Annotated in this window: 19 protein-coding genes; 11 read left to right on the forward strand and 8 right to left on the reverse strand. The window is 65.9% G+C overall.

Annotated elements, in window-relative coordinates; genetic code table 11:
* Window positions 1–70: 70 nt before the first annotated feature.
* The 3 genes from NF551_RS06600 to NF551_RS06610 all read right to left on the reverse strand — a co-directional run bounded on the left by NF551_RS06600 (window position 71) and on the right by NF551_RS06610 (window position 2,792).
* A complete protein-coding gene (locus NF551_RS06600) occupies window positions 71–931 on the reverse strand; it encodes an SDR family NAD(P)-dependent oxidoreductase (RefSeq protein ID WP_227897164.1) in 861 nt (286 codons plus the stop codon).
* Between the two features lie 119 nt (window positions 932–1,050).
* Window positions 1,051–1,695 carry a response regulator gene (locus NF551_RS06605; protein ID WP_227897163.1) on the reverse strand — a complete coding sequence of 215 codons (645 nt, stop codon included), beginning with the start codon at window positions 1,693–1,695 and terminating at the stop codon, window positions 1,051–1,053.
* Window positions 1,692–2,792, reverse strand: coding sequence for a sensor histidine kinase (locus NF551_RS06610; RefSeq protein ID WP_227897162.1), 1,101 nt, complete (start codon window positions 2,790–2,792; stop codon window positions 1,692–1,694). Before NF551_RS06610 ends, NF551_RS06605 begins: the two co-directional genes overlap by 4 nt.
* A 112-nt stretch (window positions 2,793–2,904) precedes the next feature.
* Between NF551_RS06610 and NF551_RS06615 the strand changes: the two genes are divergently transcribed.
* The 6 genes from NF551_RS06615 (at window position 2,905) to NF551_RS06640 (ending at window position 7,186) form a co-directional block, all read left to right on the forward strand.
* On the forward strand, window positions 2,905–3,645 hold the full coding sequence (locus NF551_RS06615; RefSeq protein ID WP_227897161.1) for an ABC transporter ATP-binding protein: 741 nt from the start codon (window positions 2,905–2,907) through the stop codon (window positions 3,643–3,645).
* A 2-nt stretch (window positions 3,646–3,647) separates the two neighbouring features.
* Window positions 3,648–4,424, forward strand: a complete 777-nt coding sequence (locus NF551_RS06620; RefSeq protein ID WP_227897160.1) for an ABC transporter permease — start codon at window positions 3,648–3,650, stop codon at window positions 4,422–4,424.
* A gap of 216 nt (window positions 4,425–4,640) precedes the next feature.
* Entirely contained in the window at window positions 4,641–5,108 is a 468-nt protein-coding gene (locus NF551_RS06625) for an FHA domain-containing protein (RefSeq protein ID WP_227897159.1), read from the forward strand.
* Window positions 5,109–5,120: 12 nt separating this feature from the next.
* Window positions 5,121–5,876: a transcriptional regulator FtsR gene (ftsR, locus tag NF551_RS06630; protein ID WP_227897158.1), complete on the forward strand. Its 756-nt coding sequence runs from the start codon at window positions 5,121–5,123 to the stop codon at window positions 5,874–5,876.
* Between the two features lie 5 nt (window positions 5,877–5,881).
* Window positions 5,882–6,379 (forward strand): bifunctional nuclease family protein, encoded by a 498-nt coding sequence (locus tag NF551_RS06635; RefSeq protein WP_227897157.1) that lies wholly within the window; start codon window positions 5,882–5,884, stop codon window positions 6,377–6,379.
* A 216-nt stretch (window positions 6,380–6,595) separates the two neighbouring features.
* Window positions 6,596–7,186: a MerR family transcriptional regulator gene (locus tag NF551_RS06640; protein WP_279324720.1), complete on the forward strand. Its 591-nt coding sequence runs from the start codon at window positions 6,596–6,598 to the stop codon at window positions 7,184–7,186.
* Window positions 7,187–7,262: 76 nt separating this feature from the next.
* Here NF551_RS06640 and NF551_RS06645 read toward each other — a convergent pair whose 3' ends face one another.
* On the reverse strand, window positions 7,263–8,102 hold the full coding sequence (locus NF551_RS06645; RefSeq protein WP_227897156.1) for a ParA family protein: 840 nt from the start codon (window positions 8,100–8,102) through the stop codon (window positions 7,263–7,265).
* Between the two features lie 244 nt (window positions 8,103–8,346).
* Between NF551_RS06645 and NF551_RS06650 the strand changes: the two genes are divergently transcribed.
* Together NF551_RS06650 and NF551_RS06655 are read left to right on the forward strand one after the other, a co-directional pair.
* Window positions 8,347–11,745: a pyruvate carboxylase gene (locus NF551_RS06650; RefSeq protein ID WP_227897155.1), complete on the forward strand. Its 3,399-nt coding sequence runs from the start codon at window positions 8,347–8,349 to the stop codon at window positions 11,743–11,745.
* A 47-nt stretch (window positions 11,746–11,792) separates the two neighbouring features.
* Window positions 11,793–13,220, forward strand: coding sequence for a mycothione reductase (locus tag NF551_RS06655; protein WP_227897154.1), 1,428 nt, complete (start codon window positions 11,793–11,795; stop codon window positions 13,218–13,220).
* 76 nt (window positions 13,221–13,296) lie between these two features.
* Here NF551_RS06655 and NF551_RS06660 read toward each other — a convergent pair whose 3' ends face one another.
* Window positions 13,297–15,105 carry an AMP-dependent synthetase/ligase gene (locus tag NF551_RS06660; RefSeq protein WP_227897153.1) on the reverse strand — a complete coding sequence of 603 codons (1,809 nt, stop codon included), beginning with the start codon at window positions 15,103–15,105 and terminating at the stop codon, window positions 13,297–13,299.
* A gap of 143 nt (window positions 15,106–15,248) precedes the next feature.
* Between NF551_RS06660 and NF551_RS06665 the strand changes: the two genes are divergently transcribed.
* On the forward strand, window positions 15,249–16,319 hold the full coding sequence (locus tag NF551_RS06665) for an ROK family glucokinase (protein ID WP_423723957.1): 1,071 nt from the start codon (window positions 15,249–15,251) through the stop codon (window positions 16,317–16,319).
* A gap of 15 nt (window positions 16,320–16,334) precedes the next feature.
* Here NF551_RS06665 and NF551_RS06670 read toward each other — a convergent pair whose 3' ends face one another.
* Window positions 16,335–16,874: a hypothetical protein gene (locus tag NF551_RS06670; protein WP_227897151.1), complete on the reverse strand. Its 540-nt coding sequence runs from the start codon at window positions 16,872–16,874 to the stop codon at window positions 16,335–16,337.
* Window positions 16,871–17,629 (reverse strand): alpha/beta hydrolase, encoded by a 759-nt coding sequence (locus NF551_RS06675; protein ID WP_227897150.1) that lies wholly within the window; start codon window positions 17,627–17,629, stop codon window positions 16,871–16,873. Before NF551_RS06675 ends, NF551_RS06670 begins: the two co-directional genes overlap by 4 nt.
* Before the next feature lie 164 nt (window positions 17,630–17,793).
* On the opposite strand from NF551_RS06675, the gene NF551_RS06680 reads away from it, so the two are divergent.
* Entirely contained in the window at window positions 17,794–18,714 is a 921-nt protein-coding gene (locus tag NF551_RS06680; protein ID WP_227897149.1) for a lysophospholipid acyltransferase family protein, read from the forward strand.
* Between the two features lie 86 nt (window positions 18,715–18,800).
* On the forward strand, window positions 18,801–20,189 hold the full coding sequence (locus NF551_RS06685; protein WP_423722286.1) for a class II 3-deoxy-7-phosphoheptulonate synthase: 1,389 nt from the start codon (window positions 18,801–18,803) through the stop codon (window positions 20,187–20,189).
* On the opposite strand, the gene pknB is transcribed toward NF551_RS06685, so the two are convergent.
* A complete protein-coding gene (gene pknB / locus NF551_RS06690) occupies window positions 20,186–22,264 on the reverse strand; it encodes a Stk1 family PASTA domain-containing Ser/Thr kinase (protein WP_227897148.1) in 2,079 nt (692 codons plus the stop codon). The genes NF551_RS06685 and pknB overlap by 4 nt on opposite strands.
* Window positions 22,265–22,332: the final 68 nt, after the last annotated feature.

The following is a 22,332-nucleotide window of genomic DNA, read 5'->3' on the forward strand; positions in this document are numbered from 1 at the left end:
AGGCTGCTGCCTCCCGGCGGGGAGTGGTGCGTGTGTCGACATCCGTGTCGCCTCAGAGCGACTGAGGGGGTCACGCCTTGCGTTCGCGCATAAGGCGGCGGACCAGGCGCGCCCGCCACCTGGCGGGGAGGTCGGCGACTGCGGCGAGCAGCAGGGCGTCCCTGCCAACGAGCCGGCGCGGCGGCGGATGCGGAGAATCGAGGGTTCGAGTGATGAGGCGGGCAACATCTTCCACCGGAAGTGCTTGCCGGAATGCCTGACCGGAGCGCCGGAGAACGGCAAGCAGTGCGCTCCGGTACAGGTCCGCCATTGCTTCCGGCATGCCCTCGAGCTGGGCCAGGGCACGCGCGCTGCTGTCCGTGAGGATGCCGGTGCGGACGGCGCCGGGCTCAAACAGGGTCACCGTTATGCCGCTGCCCGCCGTCTCAGCGCGCAGGGCATCGGTCAACGCAGCGAGCGCGGCCTTGCTGGCCGCGTAAGGGCCGCCAAAAGGCAGCGCGACCCGTCCCTGGCCGGCGCCGACGAAGACCAGGCTGCCCCTGGACTTACGCAGCAGGGGCAGTATCGCCCTGGCCAGCAGCACCGGCGCGAATGTGTTCACCTCGAACTGTTCCCGCAGCGCTTCTGCAGGGATTGCCTCCAGCGGGCCGGGAATGGCGATTCCGGCGCTGCTGATGAACGCATCAAGGACAGGTTCCCTCCGAACCCGGTCCACGAGCGCCTGCAGGGACGAATTCCACCTGAGGTCTGCCTCGACGACTTCAACGCCCTGCAGGTCGTGGAGGGCTGAGCTGTCCTGTCCTGGCAGGGCGGTTGCCAGCACATGCCACTCCTGCCGGGAGAGCGCCTGGCAGACGGCCAGTCCAATGCCCGTGGCAGCACCGGTAACGAGGGCACGGCGGTGCGGGCGGGCGGGAGTGCTGCTGCGCATGATGTTCCTTAGCCAGGCGGTGTACGCCGGGATGCTACGGCACAGGAGGGGAACACAGCTACAGAAACGGCACTGCCCCGGGCGCTCGCCGTCTGTTCCATCCCGGGCGGACCCGCAGCCTAATCGAGGATGCCGCCGTGCAGGGCCCGCAGCACAGCGTTTGTCCGGTCACGGGCGCCGAGCTTCAGCAGCAGTGCGGAGATGTGGTTCTTCACCGTTCCCTCTGCCAGGAAGAGAGCGGCAGCGATTTCCCGGTTGCTGAATCCTCCGGCGACAAGACGCAGCACATCCAGCTCCCGCGGGCTCAGTTCTTCAACCGGACCGGTTCCCGGTTCCACCGGCAGCCGGCCGGAACGTACCGCGCGCAGCAGCCGGTCAGTGATCGACGGCGCGATCAGCGTTCCGCCGCAGGCCAGGGTGGACACGGCCCGGGTCAGCTGCTCCAGTGTGACGTCCTTGAGCAGGTATCCGCGGGCGCCGGCTGCCAGCGCTTCAAGCAGCAGGTTGTCATCGTCGAACGTGGTCAGGACCAGCACAGGGACGCGGATGTCCGCAGCGGCCAATTCCCGCAGCGCCCACAGTCCGTCATAGCCCGGCATCCGCAGGTCAAGCAGTGCAACGTCCGGGATGGCGGCGGCAATCACCTCGACTGCCGCGCGTCCGTCACCCGCCTCGCCAACGACGGCGACGCCCGCCAGCTCCAGCAGGCTCCGGATGCCATGGCGGACCAGCACCTGGTCATCCACCAGCACCACGCGGGTCATGAGGCCGGAACCCTGGCTGTGAGCCGGAACCCGCAGCTGCCGTCCAGCCCAACACTGCCGCCGAGGGCCTCAAAGCGTTCGCGCAGGCCACGCAGGCCGTTTCCGGGCTGCGGCATTCCTCCGCGCCCGTTGTCCACGGCTTCCAGGACTATGTCTGCGCCGTCGCGGGAAACCTTCACCCCGAGGGTGCTGGCACCGGAGTGCCGCAGGGTGTTGGTGGCGATTTCCTGCACCGCCCGGAGAAGGGCAGCAGCCTGCTCCTCATCCGGGTGGAGTCCCGGTTCTACCTCCACCTGCACTGTGAGGCCGGGAAGGTCCTGCACAACTTCAGCGAGCATGGCGTGCAGATCTGCTGTTTCCGTACGCAGCTCTCCCACAGTGGTTCGTACATCGGAAAGGAGCTCGCGGGCCACCCGGTTCGCCCGTTTCACATGCGGACGCGCCCCGGCGCCCTCGGTGTGCTGCGCGGTTTCCAGCTCCAAGGTCAGGACGGTGAGCTGATGGCCGATCAGGTCGTGCAGCTCGCGGGAAATCCGGAGCCGCTCGGCGGTCCTGACTGACTGCGCCAGCAGAAGCTGCGAGGCACGCAGGGCGACGTTGGTCTCGGCCAGTTCCCGGCGCATCCGTTCCCCGGCGATGATCGATGCGGAACTGAGGTGTGAGGCCAGCTGTATCAGCAGATAAAACGCAAGAATGGCCGGCAGTCCCGGGGGCTGGCTGCCGGAAGCGCCCAGACTGACGGCCAGCACGGCGGTGTTGAGCCCGGTAAGCACCAGCCCGGCCCATATCGGAGCGGCGTAAGCGCTGACCGCGACCGTAACAACCAGGATCACGGGCAGCAGTCCCACTCCGGGAGCCGTCAGCACCGCCACCCAGCTCGCAGCGACCGCACCCGCGAGGGCGGCGTGCCCCGGCCTTGAACCGACGTACACAACGCCGGCTGCAAGCAGGCAGCACAGGAAAAGGATAAACACGGCGATCCACCAGATACGGGGGATCAGGGTCTCGGCGGCACCTACCGCCACGGGAAGGCCAACAGCAGCCGCCACCGCAAAGGTGACGATTCCCGAGTAATCCTGGGGCCCAAGCCGACGCATGTTCCTCACCCTAGGGTTGGCGGACCTAAGCGGCAAGGTGCCAAAAGTCATGCCCGCTGGACCCGACGTTTAGCACCTGCGCGGCCGGGGCAGCGCTGCCTAGCCTCTAGGCATGGATACTTCGCAACCGGCGGTCAGCGCCGTGAACCTCGCCAAGAGCTACCGCGGCAGGACGGTCGTGGACGGAGTGAGCCTGCAGATCGGCCAGGGCGAGGTACTGGGCCTGCTGGGGGCCAACGGTGCCGGAAAAACCACCACGGTTGAAATGATCTCCGGCGTGCGCAGGCCCGACCGCGGCAGCGTCCGTGTCCTTGGGCTGGAACCGCGCGCCGACCGGGCGATGGTTCGCAGGATACTCGGTGTCCAGCTGCAGGAAAGCTGTCTGCACCACGCCCTGACCGTAGGTGAGCTCATCAACCTTTACCGCAGCTTCTATCCCCAGCCGCGGCCGGTCCCGGAACTGCTGGCCCTGGTGGGGCTGGACGGGCACGAAAAAGCCAGGTTCGAGTCCCTCTCGGGCGGGCAGCAGCAACGGCTCTCCATTGCCCTGGCACTGGTTGGCCGGCCCAGGGCAGTGATCCTCGACGAACTCACCACCGGCCTTGATCCCATGGCGCGGCGGCGCATGTGGTCCACGGTGGAGCAACTGCGCGGCGAAGGCGCCGCCGTCCTGCTGGTGACCCACGCAATGCAGGAGGCAGAGGCACTGTGCGACCGCGTGGCAATGCTCGACGCCGGACGGATCGTCGCGGAGGGCACACCAGCCGGAGTCGCTGCAGCGGCGGGAGCAGGGAATCTCGAAGAGGCTTTCCTGGCCCTGACAGGCAAAACCGTTGGGGAAGAAGAGGAGTGATGATGAGTGCGCTGAGTTCACTGACTGGCGTCCGCGGCCCGGGGATGCGGTCCTGGCTGACCCTGATCGGCTGTGAAGCAAAGATGGTGGGACGAGACACCAGCGGATTGATCGTTCCAATCCTGCTGCCGCTGCTGATCCTGGTGGCGAGTGCGGGAGCCGCCGCCGGCGTGGTTGTGGAGAACGGGCGGACCGCCCTGGAGGTCTTCGTGCTGCCCCTGGTGATCACGATCGTCACCGCGACAATCGGGATGATCAACATGCCCGGTTTCCTCGCTTATTACCGCCGCTCCGGCATCCTTCGCCGGCTCTCAGTTACGCCGGCATCCCCGGCCATGGTGCTGGCGGCCCAGGGAATCGTCGGTGTGCTCCAGGCGCTGCTTGGGATCGTCCTGGCCCTAATCGTGGCCATGACTTTTTTCGGTGCAGCGCTGCCGGCGAATCCGGGAACGGCCCTCGCCGTCTTCGCCTTATCTGTTGCCGCCTTGTACTCAGTGGGCCTGATGATCGCGTCCGTGGCGCCCACACCGAACTCCGCCACGGCGATCGGTTTAGTGGTGTTCTTCATTCTCGGTGCCCTCGGCGGAATGTTCGGCGGGTTCAGCGCCCTGACCGGACCGCTGGAAGCCATTGGCAGCGTGCTGCCGTTCGGTGCGTCAGTTCAAGCGCTGTCTGCGGCCTGGGCAGGCACCGCCGTGGCTCCGGCCGCAGTCGGAAGCCTGGCGCTGACCGCACTCCTTGGCAGCAGCGTCTCAGCCCTGCTCTTCCGGTGGCAATGACAAGGTGCGGTAATAAAGGCGCACGTCAGCACGCGAACGCACGTCCCAGACCAGGTGGGAAACCATGCACGGAAGAGAGTCCTGAATTCCCTGTGCCGCAGACGCCCCGCAGCAGGTAGGCTAAGACAGCCGGTAAGGCACGAACGGTAAGCGAGTGTACACATGGCCAGCCGCCGCAATGGCAGCATGGCCGGTTCTTTTTGGGGAGGAAACAGTATGGCGGGCGAGGACTACAACGCCGAAAAATCGGATCAGCGTGGCTTCACTGCGGAGGACACGACTTCGATCAGTCTTCCGCCGGCCTCGGACGCCACCTCGGTAGAGCCGAAGCTCAGCGCCGATGAGAGGGCAGCCGTGGCAGCCCTTCCTTCCGGATCCGCCCTGTTGATCGCCCACTCCGGCCCCAACGCCGGCGCGCGCTTCCTGCTGGACCAGGACGTCACCACGGCCGGGAGGCACCCCAATGCGGACGTTTTCCTGGACGACGTGACTGTCTCCCGGAAGCACGTTGAGTTCCGCCGGACTGCCGACGGCTTCCGGGTCGTTGACTCGATGAGCCTCAACGGCACGTACGTCAACAACGACCGGGTGGACCAGCTGCTGCTGCGCACGGGGAACGAAGTCCAGATCGGCAAGTTCCGCCTCACCTTCTACGCTGCACGCCCGGCTGCCGGCACGGCCTAAAGGCAGAATCGGATGCCAGGACCAGAGTCCGCCCGGCGCGCCCTCGGCTCAGCCGCGGAGCGCGTGCGTCCGCGCGTTCTCAACATCGGCCAGGTCCTCGCTGACCTCAGCAGCGAGTTCCCCGGGATCAGCGCTTCCAAGATCCGTTTCCTCGAGGAAAAGGGGCTGGTGGCACCCCAGCGCACGTCCGCCGGGTACCGCAAGTACTCCGCCCAGGATGTTGAGCGCCTGCGGTTCGTGCTGGCCCTGCAGCGCGACCAGTACCTTCCCCTCAAAGTCATCAAGGACTACCTTGACGCGATCGACAGGGGAGAGCGTCCTGAGTCGCTCCCCGGCGGACTCAGTGTGGCACCCCGTGCAGTGTCCGAGCAGCTGGCGGAAGAACTGGCAGCCAGGACCCGGCCCCGGGTGCTGTCCTTCGATGAACTGGTGGCCGAGTCCGGCGCCTCTGCGGAGCTGGTCCGCAGCCTCATGAGTTTTGGTCTTATCAGTGCTTCGGACCAGCAGTATGATGAACACGCCCTGAAGGTCGCCAAGGCCTGCAGCCAGCTGGAAGCCCACGGGATCGAACCCAGGCACCTGAGGCCGTTCCGTGCTGCTGCAGACCGTGAACTGGGACTGGTGGAGCGGGTCATCGCGCCGGTAGCCTCACGCCGGGACGTCGCCTCGAAGGCGCGGGCCGCCGAGACGGCACGGGAGATCAGCGACCTCTGCCTGAATCTGCACAGTGCCCTGGTCAACGGGCAGATAGCCCGGATGGAGAGCTAAAGCCCATGCAGGAAGTCGAAGTAGTCGGCGTACGGATCGAACTGCCGTCCAACCAGCCCCTGGTACTCCTCAAGGAGCTCGAGGGGGACCGGCACCTGCCTATCTGGATTGGAGCTCCCGAAGCCAGCGCCATCGCCTTCGTGCAGCAGGGAATTGTTCCGCCCCGGCCCATGACGCATGACCTGATGGTCAGCGTGATCAAGGCCTTGAACCACCGGGTCACGGAAGTCCGGCTCGTGACCGTGGAGGACACCGTTTTCCATGCGGAACTGGTATTTGAAGACGGAACCCGGGTCAGTTCCCGTGCCTCGGATGCGATTGCCGTGGCGCTGCGGGTTCCCTGCCCGATCTTCTGCGCAGACACCGTGCTCGACGAAGCCGGCGTGCGGATCACGGAGTCCGACGCCGACGCCGACGAAGAAGACCAGGAGACCGCAGAGCAGGAGCTGCGGCAGTTCCGGGAGTTCCTTGCCGACGTCGAACCCGAGGATTTCGAGCGCTGAGGCGCCGACACGCACTCAAAAAAACAGGCGGCATCTTTGACCTTGGACGTGCTCGGATCTAACGTCAAAGGCATAGAGTTCCCATTGCGCCAGTGGGGTACCACAGACACACTAGTGAGAACAGGCTAGTGCGGCCAGGTCCGGTAACAGGGCCGGTCTTCGTCCGGTGGCCTGCGGCGGCTGCCGATATTGCGGGAACCATTACGAGGAGGAACAGTGAGTCTGAAAGGCGATGCCGGCGAACACCGCGCCGTTGCACCCGGAAAGACGCTGCCGGCCAGTGCCCAGGGACTGCTGTTTACCGAGGACCTCCCGGTGCTGGACGAAGACGCAGGCTACCGTGGTCCCACGGCCTGCAAGGCCGCCGGAATCACCTACCGCCAGCTGGACTACTGGGCTCGGACGGGCCTGGTTGAACCCGCCGTCCGCGGTGCTTCAGGTTCCGGCACGCAGAGGCTCTACAGCTTCCGCGACATCCTGGTCCTGAAGGTGGTCAAGCGCCTGCTGGACACGGGAGTATCACTGCAGCAGATCCGCACCGCTGTTGAACACCTGCGGGAGCGGGGCGTTGAAGACCTCGCCCAGATCACCCTGATGAGCGACGGCGCCAGCGTCTACGAGTGCACGTCGGCTGATGAAGTAATCGACCTGGTCCAGGGCGGGCAGGGCGTGTTTGGCATCGCCGTCGGCCGCGTGTGGCGTGAAGTCGAAGGAAGCCTGGCCCAGCTGCCCAGCGAGCATGCCGATGAGCATTCCTTCCCGGAAGACGAACTCAGCCGCAGGCGCGCAACGCGCAAAATCAGCTAGTCCCCAAGAACACCAAAGAGGCCGCCTCCGTCAGGAAGCGGCCTCTTTTGCGTGTTGGTGCCCGGCTGGGGAAGTGTCAGCTGGCCGGCCGGCGCATCACGCGGTTGCGGACGCTGCCGGTTTGGACAAGGTTCTTGAGCAAGGCGTCAAAAGTCGAGGCTGCCTGCTTGGCCGATTCGCCGGGCCAGTGGTGGACAGAGTGTGCCGCGCCCTGGATCTGCTGCCAGTTGGCGTGTTCGGCAATGTTCGGTTCCAGCAGCAGGCCGCCGAACATTTGCTTCATTTCCGCCAGCCGGAAAGTGTGCTCGTTCGAGGTGGGGCGCACCCGGTTCGCCACGATTCCGGCAGGAGCCAGGTTGGGGGCGAACTCGCGGCGGAAAAGGTCCAGGGCCCGCATGGTGCGTTCGGTGCCGGCCACGGAGAAGAGTCCGGGTTCGGCAACGAGCAGGACGCGGTTTGACGCCGTCCACGCGATGCGGGTCAGCCCGTTGAGTGACGGAGGGCAGTCGATGAGGACCAGCCCGTAGCCGTTGACCTTGCCGAGAAGGGTGGAGAGCCTCTTGAGGTCCCGCTTGCCGAGATCGGGCCGGTCGTAGATACCGGAATAGGCCGAACCCATTGCCACATCCAGGACGGGGGCCCGTTTCGAACCCTGATTGCGCTTCTTGGCTGTTTCCACCCATCCGCTGGGAACCACGTTCGCTGCGAGGTCCGCCCGGCGCGCATTGCGCAGCATGTCGCCGATGCCAAGGTTGTCTCCGGCCGATACCGCGAGGCCGGTCGTGGCATCCGCGTGCGGATCAAGGTCAACCACCAGGGTAGGGATGCCGGCGGCCAGTGCGGCTGAAGCCAGTCCCAAGGTCACGGAGGTCTTGCCGACGCCGCCTTTCAGGCTGCTGATGCTCACTACTTGCACTTGTTGAACCAATACCTAACGTGTCGAGGGATCACGGGCGCCGGGTCCGTGCCAGGGAACCGTACTCATTCTATGTGACGTGTGCGGGCAAGCCGGGCAGGCACGGTTTGCACATCTGCGTCCGGCACTGAATTATGCTCGATGTGACGTCCATTACGTCAGCTTGCTGTTTTTGGTGCCCGCTCAGACACTGAAGGTTGATGCGGTCACTGGTTCCGTCCACTCGCAACGATGCAGGAGTGCAATGTTCTCGAAGATTCTGGTTGCCAACCGCGGCGAAATCGCCATTCGCGCCTTCCGGGCGGCCTATGAGCTCGGCGCGAAGACGGTGGCGGTATTTCCGCATGAGGACCGTAACTCAATCCACCGCCAAAAGGCGGACGAGGCGTACCTGATCGGCAGCGAAGGACATCCCGTCCGTGCCTACCTCGACGTAGACGAAATCATCCGGGTTGCCCGGGAAGCCGGCTGCGACGCCATCTATCCCGGATACGGCTTCCTGTCGGAGAACCCCCAGCTGGCACGTGCAGCCAAGGCTGCGGGCATCACCTTCATCGGTCCGGATGCGGACATCCTGGAGCTCGCCGGCCACAAGGTGCACGCCCTGAACGCCGCGCGGGAGGCGGGGATTCCGGTCCTGCGCTCCACTGCCCCCAGCTCAGACCCGGAGGAACTCCTCGCCGAGGCCGAGGAGATCGGCTTCCCCATCTTCGTCAAAGCCGTGGCCGGCGGCGGCGGACGCGGCATGCGCCGGGTGGACACCGCCAGCGACCTGCCTGAAGCGCTGAACGCCGCCATGCGGGAGGCTGACACGGCCTTCGGCGACCCCACGGTCTTCCTGGAGCAGGCGGTGCTGCGCCCGCGTCACATCGAGGTGCAGATCCTTGCCGACGGCGAAGGCAACATTATCCATCTCTTCGAACGGGACTGCTCCCTCCAGCGCCGTCACCAGAAAGTCATTGAGATCGCTCCTGCTCCGAACCTCGACGAAGAGATCCGGCAGGCACTCTACCGGGACGCCGTGAAGTTCGCGAAGGCGCTGAAGTACGTCAACGCCGGCACCGTCGAGTTCCTGGTGGACACTGTCGGGGAACGCGCCGGACAGCACGTGTTCATCGAAATGAACCCCCGCATCCAGGTGGAGCACACCGTCACCGAGGAAATCACCGACGTCGACCTGGTGCAGTCCCAGATGCGCATTGCGGCGGGGGAGACCCTGGCGGATCTTGGCCTGGCCCAGGACGAACTGCGGATCCGCGGCGCGGCCCTGCAGTGCCGTATTACCACCGAGGATCCGGCTAACGGCTTCCGGCCCGACGTCGGCAAGATCAGCGCCTACCGTTCCGCCGGCGGCGCCGGTGTCCGGCTGGACGGCGGCACCGTGTACGCGGGCGCGGACATCAGCCCGCACTTTGATTCGATGCTGGTTAAGCTCACCTGCCGGGGGAGGACCTACCCCGCAGCGGTGAACCGTGCCCGCCGGGCGCTGGCTGAGTTCCGGATCCGAGGGGTTTCGAGCAACATTTCCTTCCTGCAGGCTGTCCTGGAAGATCCGGACTTTGTGGCCGGGGATGTCGCGACATCCTTCATCGAGGAACGGCCCGAACTGCTGAACGCCCGCGGACCCGCTGACCGCGGCACCAAGCTGCTGAACTGGCTCGCCGACGTCACCGTGCACAAGCCGCATGGAGAGCCCGACGCGCAGATCGATCCCCGGGAGAAGCTGCCGCAGGACCTGCCCGAGCTTAAGCCGGGCTCACGGCAGCGGCTGCAGGAGCTGGGCCCCGAGCGGTTCGCCGCGGAACTGCGTGCCCAGCAGGCCCTCGCGGTGACGGACACAACTTTCCGCGACGCGCACCAGTCCCTCCTCGCCACGCGGGTACGCACCCGTGACCTGGTGGGTGCGGCACCCGCCGTGGCTGCCCTGACGCCGGAACTGCTGTCCGTGGAAGCCTGGGGCGGAGCTACCTACGACGTTGCGCTCCGCTTCCTGGGCGAAGACCCCTGGGAGCGGCTGGACGCGCTGCGCCAGGCCCTCCCGAACATCTGCATCCAGATGCTGCTCCGCGGCCGGAACACGGTGGGCTATACGCCTTATCCCACGGAAGTCACCGATGCCTTCGTCGAGGAAGCCGCTGCCGCCGGGGTCGACATTTTCCGTATCTTCGACGCACTGAATGACGTGGAGCAGATGGCGCCCGCCATTGCGGCCGTGCGCCGGACCGGAACCGCCGTCGCCGAGGTCGCCCTCTGCTACACCGCGGACATGATGGATCCGGAGGAAAAGCTCTACACCCTGGACTATTACCTGGGTCTGGCCCAGAAGATGGTCGACGCCGGTGCCCACATCCTGGCAATCAAGGACATGGCCGGCCTGCTGCGTCCGGCGGCCGCCGCCAAGCTGGTTGCCGCACTGCGCGAACGCTTCGACCTGCCCGTCCACCTGCACACCCATGACACCGCAGGCGGCCAGCTGGCCACGCTCCTGGCCGCCGCCGAAGCCGGAGTCGATGCCGTGGACGTCGCCAGTGCCACGCTTGCCGGCACCACCAGCCAGCCCTCGGCGTCGTCGCTTGTCGCAGCCCTGGCCCACACCGAGCGGGACACCGGCCTCAGCCTGAAGGCGGTCAGCTCCCTGGAGCCGTACTGGGAAGCGGTCCGGCGGGTTTACGCACCGTTCGAATCCGGACTTGCCGGTCCTACGGGGCGTGTCTACAGCCACGAAATCCCCGGCGGCCAGCTGTCGAACCTCCGCCAGCAGGCAATTGCGCTCGGCCTGGGCCAGCGGTTTGAAGCGATCGAGGACATGTACACGGCCGCGGACCGGATCCTGGGACGCCTGGTCAAGGTGACTCCCTCGTCCAAGGTGGTCGGGGACCTGGCCCTGCAGCTGGTGGGCGGGAACGTCTCTCCCGAAGACTTCGAGGAGAATCCGCAGAACTACGACATCCCGGATTCGGTGATCGGCTTCCTGAGCGGGGAACTGGGCGATCCGCCCGGAGGCTGGCCGGAACCCTTCCGCACCAAGGCGCTGCAGGGCCGCAAGCCCAAGCCCCGCCACGTGGAGCTCACCGAGGTAGATGAGCAGGGACTGGCCGGTGACTCCGCGACGCGCCGGGCCACCCTCAACCGTCTGCTCTTTGCGGGTCCCGCCCGCGAATTCGCCACTACGCGGGAGACCTTCGGGGACCTCTCGGTGCTGGATACCCGGGACTACCTGTACGGCCTTCGCCCCGGAGTGGAACACGTCGTCGAGCTGGAGAAGGGCGTACGGCTGATCGCAACGCTCGAAGCCGTGTCGGAACCGGATGACAAGGGCATGCGCACGGTCATGGCGACCTTGAACGGTCAGATGCGTCCGGTCATGGTGCGTGACCGGAACGTCACCACGGACACGAAGGTGGCAGAGCGGGCCGATCCCTCGAAGCCGGGAGAGGTGGCGGCACCCTTCGCCGGCGCAGTGACGGTGACCGTTGAAGAAGGCGCTGACGTAGCGGCCGGGGAAACCGTTGCCACGATTGAAGCGATGAAGATGGAAGCCTCCATCACCGCCCCGGTCACCGGGAAGGTGAAGCGGCTGGCGGTCAGCGCCGTCCAGCAGGTTGACGGCGGGGACCTGCTGGTGGTGATCGAACCCAGCTAGCGTCCGGCCGCGGAGGAGGCCGGGGTCGGCGCCGATAGACTGGAGAGGTGACTCATTACGACCTCGCCATCATCGGCTCCGGCTCCGGCAACTCTGTCATCACTCCCGAATGGGACGACCGGAAGGTAGCCGTCATTGACGGCGGGACCTTTGGAGGCACGTGCCTCAATGTGGGTTGCATTCCCACGAAAATGTTCGTGTATCCGGCGCAGCTGGCAGCCCAGGCCTCAGAAGCGGCCCGGCTCGGCGTCGATTCGCGGCTCGAAGGCGTCCGCTGGCGCGAGATCCGGGACCGGATTTTCGGCCGGATCGACTCGATCTCCGAGGGCGGGAAACGCTACCGGGACGAGGAGCTGGAGAACGTCACCCTGTACAGCGAGTTCGTCCGGTTTACGGGACCGCACCGCCTGGAGACAGCGTCCGGAGCCGAAATCACAGCCGACCAGATCGTCATCGCCGCCGGATCGCGCCCCGTCCTTCCGGATATCCCCGGGATTGACCTGCCACAGGTACATACCTCCGACACCGTGATGCGCGTCGAAGAACTGCCCGAACGGGTCCTCATCCTGGGCGGCGGCTACATCGCGGCCGAGTTTGGCTTCGTCTTTTCTGCGTTCGGCTCCCGCGTGACCATGGCCGTCCGCTCCGGGGCCCTGCTGCGGGCCCAGGACGAAACCGTTTCGGAGCGTTTCACCGAGGCTGCCGCCGGCCAGTGGGATCTCCGGCTGAACACCACAGTCCAGTCCCTGGTGGAAAACCCCGACGGTTCCGTGCGGGCCATGCTGTCCGGACCCGCGGGCGCTTCAGCGCTCGACGTCGACCTGATCCTGGTGGCCACCGGACGCGTCCCCAATACCGACCGCCTGGACACGGCAGCTGCAGGCTTTGACTTGGAGCCGGACCGCCGCCTCGCCGTGGATGAGTACCAGCGGGTCCTGAGCCAGGGCGAGCCGGTGCCCGGCATCTGGGCGCTCGGTGATGTCAGCAGTGAGCACCAGCTCAAACACGTCGCCAACCTTGAGGCCCGCACGGTGACGCACAACCTGCTGCACCCGGATGACCTGCAGGCAGCCTCGCACCGCTTTGTTCCCGCAGCAGTCTTCAGCCATCCCCAGATCGCCTCGGTGGGCCTCACTGAAGTGCAGGCCAGGGCGTACGCCCTGGAGCACGGGATGGACCTGGTGATGGCAGTCCAGGAATACGGTTCGACGGCGTACGGCTGGGCCATGGAAGACGTCACGGGATTCGTGAAGCTGCTGGCGGACCGCACGTCCGGCCGGTTGCTGGGGGCCCACATCATGGGACATGAAGCCTCCATGCTGCTCCAGCCCCTGGTCCAGGCCATGGCCTTCGACCTGGACGCGTACACCATGGCCCGCGGACAGTACTGGATCCATCCGGCCCTGACTGAGGTAGTCGAGAATGCCCTGCTGTCACTGGGCACCGACCCGCAGGACACGGCTCTCCGGGCGTAGCGCGCAGAGTCCAGGAGCATACAAACGGGAGCCCGGCACCTGGCCGGGCTCCCGTTTGTGGTTTAACCGTGTGCTGCTAGACGCGCTGGCCTGAATAGATGTCCTCGACGACGTCCGAGTAGTCCTTGAGGACCTGGGCCCGCTTGATCTTCAAGGAGGGAGTGAGGTGTCCGCTGGCTTCGGTGAAGTCGGTGGTCACCACGCGGAACACCTTGATTGCCTCGGCCTGTGAAACGGCCTTGTTGGCCCGGTCCACCAGGGCCTGCAGCTCGTCCTGCAGTTTCTGGGACTGGGCTGCTTCAGCCACGCTCGTGCCGGTCGGCATGCCGTGCCGTTCCAGCCAGCCCGGAAGGGCTTCCTCATCGATGGTGATCAGGGCGGAGATGAACGGACGCTGGTCACCGACAACAACGCACTGGGAAACGATGGCGTCCGCGCGGATCGAGTCTTCGAGCATGGCGGGTACAACGTTCTTGCCGCCGGCGGTCACGATGATTTCCTTCTTGCGGCCCGTGATCCTCAGGTACCCGTTGGAATCGAGCTGGCCGATGTCACCGGTGCGGAACCAGCCGTCTATGAAGTTGTCCTCCGTGAGGTCCGGCCGCTTGAAGTAGCCCTTCATGACGGAGACGCCCTTGGTGAGGATTTCGCCGTCGTCCGCAATCTTGACCGAGTTGCCCGGAAGCGGTGCGCCAACGGTGCCGATCTTGATCAGTTTCGGGGTGTTGACGCTGATGGGGGCCGTGGTCTCGGTCAGGCCGTAGCCTTCCAGCACCACTACGCCGATGCCGTGGAAGAAGTGGCCAAGCCGGTCTCCCAGGGGTGCTCCGCCGGAAATGGCGTACTTCACCCGTCCGCCCATGGCGGTGCGGATCTTGGTGTAGAGCAGCTTGTCGAAGAGGGCATGCCGCAGCTTCAGTCCGAGCGGGATCTTGCCCGTTTCCGCAGCCTTCGACCACTCAATGGCGGTCTTGGCTCCGGCATGGAAGATCTTGCCCTTGCCGCCGTCTTCGGCCTTCAGCATGGAGGAGTTGTAGACCTTTTCGAAGACGCGCGGAACTACCAGCAGGAAGGTCGGCTTGTAGCTCTGCAGATCCGGGAGCAGGTTCTTGACGTCCGCCGTGTGTGCGACGGTGGAGCCGGCGGCCACTGCCAGCACCGAGATGAACCGGGCGAAGACGTGGGCCAGCGGCAGGAACATGATGGTCTGGGCGCCTTCTTTGGCGACCTCGGGAAGGGCCATGGTGGAGTTCCGGGAGAGCTCAACGAAGTTGCTGTGCGTGAGTTCGCAGCCCTTGGGCTTGCCCGTGGTTCCGGAGGTGTAGATGATCGTGGCGGTGTCTTCGAGGTTGGCCGCGGAACGCCGGGCTTCAAGTTCCTCGTCGGAGACGTCCTTACCGGCTTCCCGGAGCGTGTCGAGGCCGCCGCCGTCCATCTGCCACACATGCTTGACGCCGGAGAGATCTTCGTCGGCAGCAGCCTGGCGCACGATGTTCTCATGGCGGGCAGCTTCCACGACCACGCCGGCTGCCTCCGAGTCGCCGAGGATCCAGGCGACCTGCGCGGGGGACGACGTTTCGTAGACCGGGACGGAAACGGCTCCGGCAAACCAGATGGCGAAGTCGACCAGGGTCCACTCGTAGCGGGTGCGGGCCATGATGCCCACGCGGTCGCCGGCGCCGATGCCGGAAGCAATCAGCCCTTTGGCAATCTTGGAGACATCGGCAAGGAACTCCGTCGCGGTGATGTTCTGCCAGGTGTCACCGGTTGAGCGCACGGCGAAAAGAGCGGGATTGGACGGCTTGGCTGCCTGTTCCAGCAGCAGATCCGTAGTGTTCGTCTCCGGCGGTGATTCCACCAGGACGGGAACGCTGTATTCGCGCACGATAGCTCCTTCGATATCTGTTCGGACGGCGGGATGTGATCCCTACCCTATAACCTGGATCACATTTTCGTACTGGAGGGTAACTTGCGAAAGGATAACGGTTGGCCCGCAGAGGGTTGCGCTTTGCCTAGAATAGGTTTTTGATGTCTCCCCTTAATCCAGCCCCCGTCCCCCCTTCCCCCGCAGCACGGTGGCCCCGGCGCCCTGCGGACCCGTTCCGGCCACGGCGGACGGTCCGGCTTTCCAGTCCCATGCGGCGGCGCGGACTGGCGATCGGGATCGACATCGGGGGAACAAAAGTCGCTGCCGGACTGGTTGACTCAAGCGGCCGGGTGCTGGCTGAGGTCCGCCGTTCCACTCCGGGGCAGGACCCGCGTGAGGTCGAACAGGTCATTGTCGAACTCGTCCATGAACTCTCCCGCGACAAGCACGTGTGGTCGGTGGGCATCGGCGCGGCCGGCTGGATGGACCTGGCCGGCAGCACTGTCCTCTTCAGTCCGCATCTGGCCTGGCGCAACGAACCGCTGCAGCAGAACCTGGAGCGGCTGCTGAAGCGGCGGGTGTATCTGGCCAATGACGCCGACGGCGCGGCCTGGGCCGAGTGGCGCTTTGGTGCCGGGGTGGGCGAGAGCCGGCTGGTCTGCATCACGCTCGGTACCGGAATCGGCGGCGCCATGATCATGGACGGGCGGCTGGAACGCGGCCGCTTTGGGGTGGCGGGGGAGTTCGGCCACCAGATCATCATGCCGCAGGGCCAGCGGTGCGAATGCGGCAACCGGGGCTGCTGGGAGCAGTACGCTTCCGGGAACGCGCTGGGCCGGGAGGCCCGGGAACTCGCTGCCGCAAATTCTCCGGTAGCCCAGGAACTGCTGCGGAGCGTCGAAGGCCGGATTCCCGATATCACCGGTGCAGTCGTGACACACCTGGCGCTGGAGGGTGACCGGACCGCCATCGAGCTTGTCGGTGAGGTGGGCGAGTGGCTCGGACTCGGCCTGGCCAACCTGGCGGCAGCCCTGGACCCCGGAATGTTTGTTATCGGCGGCGGTCTCAGTTCCGCCGGTGAACTGCTGCTGGAACCCGCCCGCCGAGCGTATTCACGCAACCTGACGGGCAGGGGGTTCCGTCCCGAAGCGAGAATCGAGCAGGCGGCCCTGGGCCCTGCCGCCGGCATGATCGGCGCCGCTGACCTGTCCCGGGTTGCTGCCCGGCACTGAGGTTCCCTGCCGCGGTTATACGGCAGCGCCGTCGTCGTCCTCATCCCGGTTCTGCGGCAGGCGGAACAGGAGATAGCCGGAGGAGGCGATGAAGATGGTGACGATTCCCAGGACTACCGGCAGCGGGGCGCTCCGCCAGAACATGGCGAAGAGCAGAAGCATCAGCGGCCCGCCTGCGGCGCCAAGCCAGGCCAGGATGACCAGCGGTTCACCGCTGCCCAGGGGAGGCGGCTCCTCGGGGATGAAGCGGCCGTCGGACTCGTCGTCGGCCGGCGAGTAGTCGCGCGGGCCTGGTTCCGGGGGCTGGGTCCTGTGCAGAGGCTGGTTCTCGAATATTGCCCGGGTGCGTTCGGCAGGCGTCCGGGGGTCCGCAGCGCCGCTGTCCTCCGGAGACGCCGGAGCCGGTCCCGCAGCAGGCTTTCCAGTTTCCCGGCCGGGTGCCCCGTCGCCGTCACCCCGCGGGTCGGCGTCGGGAGTCTCCTGGAGACGTGCCACCAGATCCAGCCACGTGGCCTCGTCGGTGGAATCATTGCGGTCCGGTTCGCGGTCGCTCATGCCGGCGTACCTGCACTCAACCGTTGGATGAATTCGTGGGAACGGGCAAAGATCAGCGGCGCGTCGTGGTCCATGGTCGCCACATGGTAGCTGTTGGGGAGGGGGACAACTTCCAGCTCGCGACACAACCGCCGGAGCACATCCATGCTCGACTCGGGGACCACCGGGTCAACGGCAGAGCGGAAAGCGATGACCGGGGCGCTGAGAAGGGGCAGGAGGTCCGTGGTGTCCTTGAAGAGCTTCAGCACTTCGGCGACGGCGCCTACAGGCGTGCGTGAGTACGCGCCTTCGTCCTGTCCCTGGAGCTTGATGTTGTTCCCAATCGCGGGAACTGAGGGCAAAACGTACTTGAGCAGGTGCGCATAGCGGGCCCGCGGGTCCGCCACGGTGAGTCCGGGGTTTACGACGGCGACACCGGCAACCGGCTGCTTCGCTGCCAACCGCAGAGCCAGGGTTCCGCCCATTGAGAGGCCGGCCGCAAAAACCCTCTCGGTACGGCCGGCGAGTTCGGTGTACGCATCTTCATAACCCCGGTACCAGTGCTCCCAGGGCGTGCGTGCCAGATCCTGCCAGGTCGTCCCGTGGCCGGGAAGCAAAGGGAGGCTGACCGCATAGCCGGCGTCCGCGAGGTACCGGGCCCAGCCCAGAAGGCTCATGGTCGACCCGGTGAAGCCATGGCTGAGCAGTACGCCGGTGGAGGCGTTCGGGCCACTGCCGGGGCTCGAAAAGGGAGCCGGAGGCGCGGAGAAAGTCATGAGTCAATAGTTGCATTTAGCCGCCGATTTTCCACCCCGAGGGAAACAAAGTCTCCGTCCGTGCCGCGGCAGAAACTTTGCCCTGCCGCCGGGGCGCATAGAGTAGTACCTAGGGGAGCCAAACAGGTTCCCCGCATTGTTTGTCCGACGGGAGAGCTGGCCGCGTGTTCTATTGGGTGATGAAGACGATTTTCATCGGACCGGTGGTGAATCTTCTGTTCCGGCCGTGGGTCAAAGGCATGGATAACGTGCCGACCACAGGGCCGGCGATCCTCGTGAGCAACCACCTCTCGTTTTCCGATTCGATCTTCCTCCCGCTGGCGGTTCCCCGGCCCGTCAGCTTCCTGGCCAAGTCGGAGTACTTCACCGGACGCGGCCTCAAAGGCAAGCTCACGGCCGCTTTCTTCCGTTTGACCAACCAGCTGCCGATCGACCGTTCCGGCGGGGCGGCTTCTGAAGCAGCGCTGCGGGCGGGCGTCAAGGTCCTGGAATCAGGGAACCTGCTGGGCATCTATCCCGAGGGGACACGCAGCCCTGACGGACGGCTGTACCGCGGCAAGACCGGCGTGGCCAAGATGGCGCTCCAGACCGGTGTTCCGGTGATTCCGGTAGCCATGATCGGGACGGACAAGGTCCAGCCCATCGGACGGCGCATCCCCAACATCCGGCGTATCGGAATCATCGTCGGTGAGCCGCTGGACTTTTCGCGTTACGCCGGACTGGAAAACGACCGCTTCGTACAGCGCTCGGTTACTGACGAGATCATGTACGAACTGATGCGTCTTTCGGGACAGGAATACGTAGACGTATATGCCAGCACCGTAAAGGACAAGATGTCCGCGGCGCGCAAGATGTCCAAGGCAGCGGAGAACCGCAGTGCTGCGGTCCGGCTCCCTCAATCCGAGTCGCCCGAGCCCGGCGTCGGACCTTCCGCCGGCCGACGCGGCGGCCATAAGGAACCGGGCGAAATCACGGTGATCGGCGCCCCGGGAACGGCCGCGCCCAAGGAACCGGCCGCAGGCCAGGACCGGGCCGGTTCAGCGACTGACGCTGAAGGACAGCAGGAGACTCCGCACAGCGCCTAGTGCCGGGCGGGCCGGCGGCCGGTGTGAAGTACGTAACAGGACGCATTGGATCGCCGGGTTGGTCCGGCTGGACGTAGGCTTTAATCGTGAGCCAAAAACGTGCTGAACTCGATCCCAGTTTCCCGCCATCTTCCGGTGCAGCCGTCTACCCTGGACTCGATGACTGGCGGGACCTTCCTGTCTCCCAGCAACCGGTCTGGCATGACGATCCCGGTTATGAGGCCGCCGTCGCGGAACTGTCGATGGTTCCGCCGCTCGTTTTTGCCGGCGAAGTGGACATTCTCCGTGACCGGCTGGCACAGGCCGCCCAGGGCAAAGCCTTCCTGCTCCAGGGCGGGGACTGCGCCGAGACGTTCGAAGCCGCCACTGCCGACAAGATCAGCGCCCGCGTGCGCACCATCCTGCAGATGTCCGTGGTGCTCACCTACGGTGCCTCGCTGCCCGTGATCAAAATGGGCCGCATGGCCGGACAGTTTGCGAAGCCCCGCTCCTCGAACGAGGAAACCCGCAACGGCGTGACTCTTCCGGCCTACCGCGGGGACATGGTCAACGGCTTCGAATTCACTCCCGAGTCGCGGCGGCACGACCCGGCACGCATGGTCCGGGCCTACCACACCTCCGCTTCCACGCTAAACCTGATCCGCGCCTTCACGCAGGGTGGTTTTGCAGACCTGCGCCTGGTGCATCACTGGAACCGCGGCTTCACTGCCAACCCCGCCCATTCACGCTACGAATCCCTGGCCCGGGACATTGACCGGGCAGTGCGTTTCATGGACGTCTGCGGCGCGGACTTCGAGGCGCTGAAACGGGTGGAATTCTTCGCGAGCCACGAAGCCCTTCTCCTGGACTACGAGCGCGCGCTGACCCGGATCGACTCCCGCACCGGGTATCCCTACGACACCTCCGCGCATTTCCTCTGGATCGGTGAGCGGACGCGGAACCTCGATTCCGCCCACGTTGATTTCCTGTCCCGCGTCCGCAACCCCATCGGCGTAAAGCTCGGCCCGAACACCACCCCGGAAGATGCCCTGGCGCTGATCGAGAAGCTGGACCCCAACCGGGAACCCGGACGCCTGACTTTCATCACCCGGATGGGTGCGCAGAACATCCGCACGAAGCTGCCGAACCTGGTGGAAAAAGTCACGGCCTCCGGTGCCCAGGTCCTGTGGGTCACGGATCCTATGCACGGAAACACGGTGACGTCTCCCAACGGGTACAAGACGCGCAATTTCGACGATGTCATGGACGAGGTTCGCGGATTCTTTGAGGTGCACAACTCCCTGGGCACCTTCCCCGGCGGCCTGCACGTGGAAATGACCGGCGACGACGTCGCCGAGTGCCTGGGCGGTGCCGACCCCGTGGACCAGGAGGCCTTCGTGGAAGGCTACGAGTCGGTCTGCGACCCGCGGCTGAACCACATGCAGTCCCTGGAGATGGCTTTCCTGGTCGCGGGTGCGCTGGCTGAAAAGAGCTAGACGACCGTCAAGGTGATGACCGCGCCTTCGGGCGCGGTCCCGCCGGACGGATCCTGCGCGCGGACGGTTCCAAAGAAGCCGCCCAGGATTTCGTTGACCTGCACTTCGAAGCCGAGGTCTTCCAGCTCCTTGCGTGCGGTGTCTGCCTGTTTCCCCACGTAGCTGGGGACCTGGACCATCCGCGGACCGTCCGAGATGGTCAGCGTGACCGTCCCGCCGCGCTCCAGCAGTCCGCCCTCAGGGGACTGGACGGCCACGGAGCCTTTGGCGATGTCACGGCTGTTGACCCGCTCCGGCTCGACGGCGGCTTCCAGGCCGGCGGCTTCGATGCGCTTGACTGCCTCGTCCTGGGAAAGTCCTGCCACCGCTGGAACCTCGACGGGCGCCGGACCCTTCGAGACCGTGAGGTCCACAGGGGTTCCGCGGCGAAGCTCCGCATCGGCGGCCGGAACCTGGGCAAGAACTTGCCCAGCCGGGATGTCCTCGCTGAATTCCTCGGTGACTGTTCCGACGCCGAGCCCGGCATCCGTGAGCTGCTCCCCGGCGTCTTCCTGGGTCCGCTGGATGACGTTCGGTACGGCAAAGAGCTCCGGGCCGCGGGAAACGAGCAGTGTCACCGGCTGAAACCGGCGGATCTCCTCAGCGGCACCGGGTTCGGTGCCGATTGCCAGTCCGGCGGCCACCACCTCGTCATACACCTCGTCCGTGGTGTACCTCAGTCCTTCTTCCCCGAGGCGTGCGCCGGCGGCCTCCACCGACGTGTTGGAAACATCGGGGACGGCTACCAGGGCTCCGGGCCCCGCCCCGAAGAACCAGCCGGCGAAGGCAGCGGCGGCAACCAGCAGCGTCAGCAGCAGTGCCAGCAGTACTCCGCGCCTGCGCGGACGTCCTGAGCGAAGCGAAACCTCGGGGCGCTGGGCATCCCTGCTGGACTGTTTCTGGCGCGCCTTGAAGTCCCTGCGCGCCTGCCGCCGCCCCGCCCGGGGCGAAACATAGTCCTCGTCTCCCTCGTCGTCATAGCCGGCGTCCTGGTCCTGTTCCTGGTGCCCCGCTGTGGAAAGGACCGTCGTGGCGTTGTCGGCGCGCTGGAGTATTTCAGTGGCGTTGGGTTCGGTCCGTCCCACGGCTTCGGTGCGGCGGAGAACCTCCGTGGCGCCGGACGGCGGACGGACCACGGTGGTGGCATCGGTCTGTCCGGGCAGCTGCGGCGCCGTGGTCCCGGGTGCGTGGAAGTCGAGTTGTTCGTCGGTGAGGGAGGTGCGGATATGCCGCAGTTCCCCCAGCAGGGCACTGCCGTCCACCGGACGTTCTTCCGGATCCTGGGCCGTGCACCACTGGACCAGTTCGTCGAGGTCCTGGGCAAGGCCGGGGCAGAGGGCAGACGGAGCCGGCACGGTCGAGTGGACATGGGCAAAGGCCACTTGGATGGGGACCTCACCGGTGAAGGGCTGCACGCCGGTAAGCATTTCGTACAGCATGATGCCGGCCGAGTAGATGTCGCTGCGGGCGTCCGCCCCGGCCCCGGTGACGAGCTCCGGCGCCAGGTAGGCCACAGTGCCGACCAGGGTTCCGGTATTCGTGCTGGTGGTGACGGCCCGGGCCAGGCCGAAGTCGGCGATCTTGATCGCTCCGCTGCCCGCCAGCAGCACGTTTTCGGGCTTGACGTCGCGGTGCACCAAACCAGCTTCGTGCGCTGCAGCCAATCCGTCGACCACCGCGTCCATCATGGCCAGCGCCAGCCGCGGCGTGAGGACAGTGCGCTCGTTCAGCACATCACGCAGTGTCCGGCCCGGGACATATTCCATGACCAGATAGGCAAGCGAACCCTCAATGCCCTGGTCCAGTACGCCAACGACATGGGGGTGGGAGAGCCTGGCCGCAGACTTCGCTTCCCGCTCGAACCTGTCCAGGAATCCGCGGTCGGCCGCGAGGTGGGGATAGAGGACCTTCAGCGCCACGTCCCGGTCCAGGCGTGTGTCAGTGGCGAGGTAGACCGTGGACATGCCGCCGCGGGCAATGCGGGAGCGCACCTGGTAGCGGCCATCTACCAAGGTCTCCAGAAGTGGGTCATTCACGGGCTCATGCACCCTTTGATCCTATAAGCGGAAGCGGGCAGGAGACGGATCGACACCCGATCCGCCTC

It is taken from the genome of Arthrobacter caoxuetaonis (assembly GCF_023921125.1).
Classification (GTDB): domain Bacteria; phylum Actinomycetota; class Actinomycetes; order Actinomycetales; family Micrococcaceae; genus Arthrobacter_B; species Arthrobacter_B caoxuetaonis.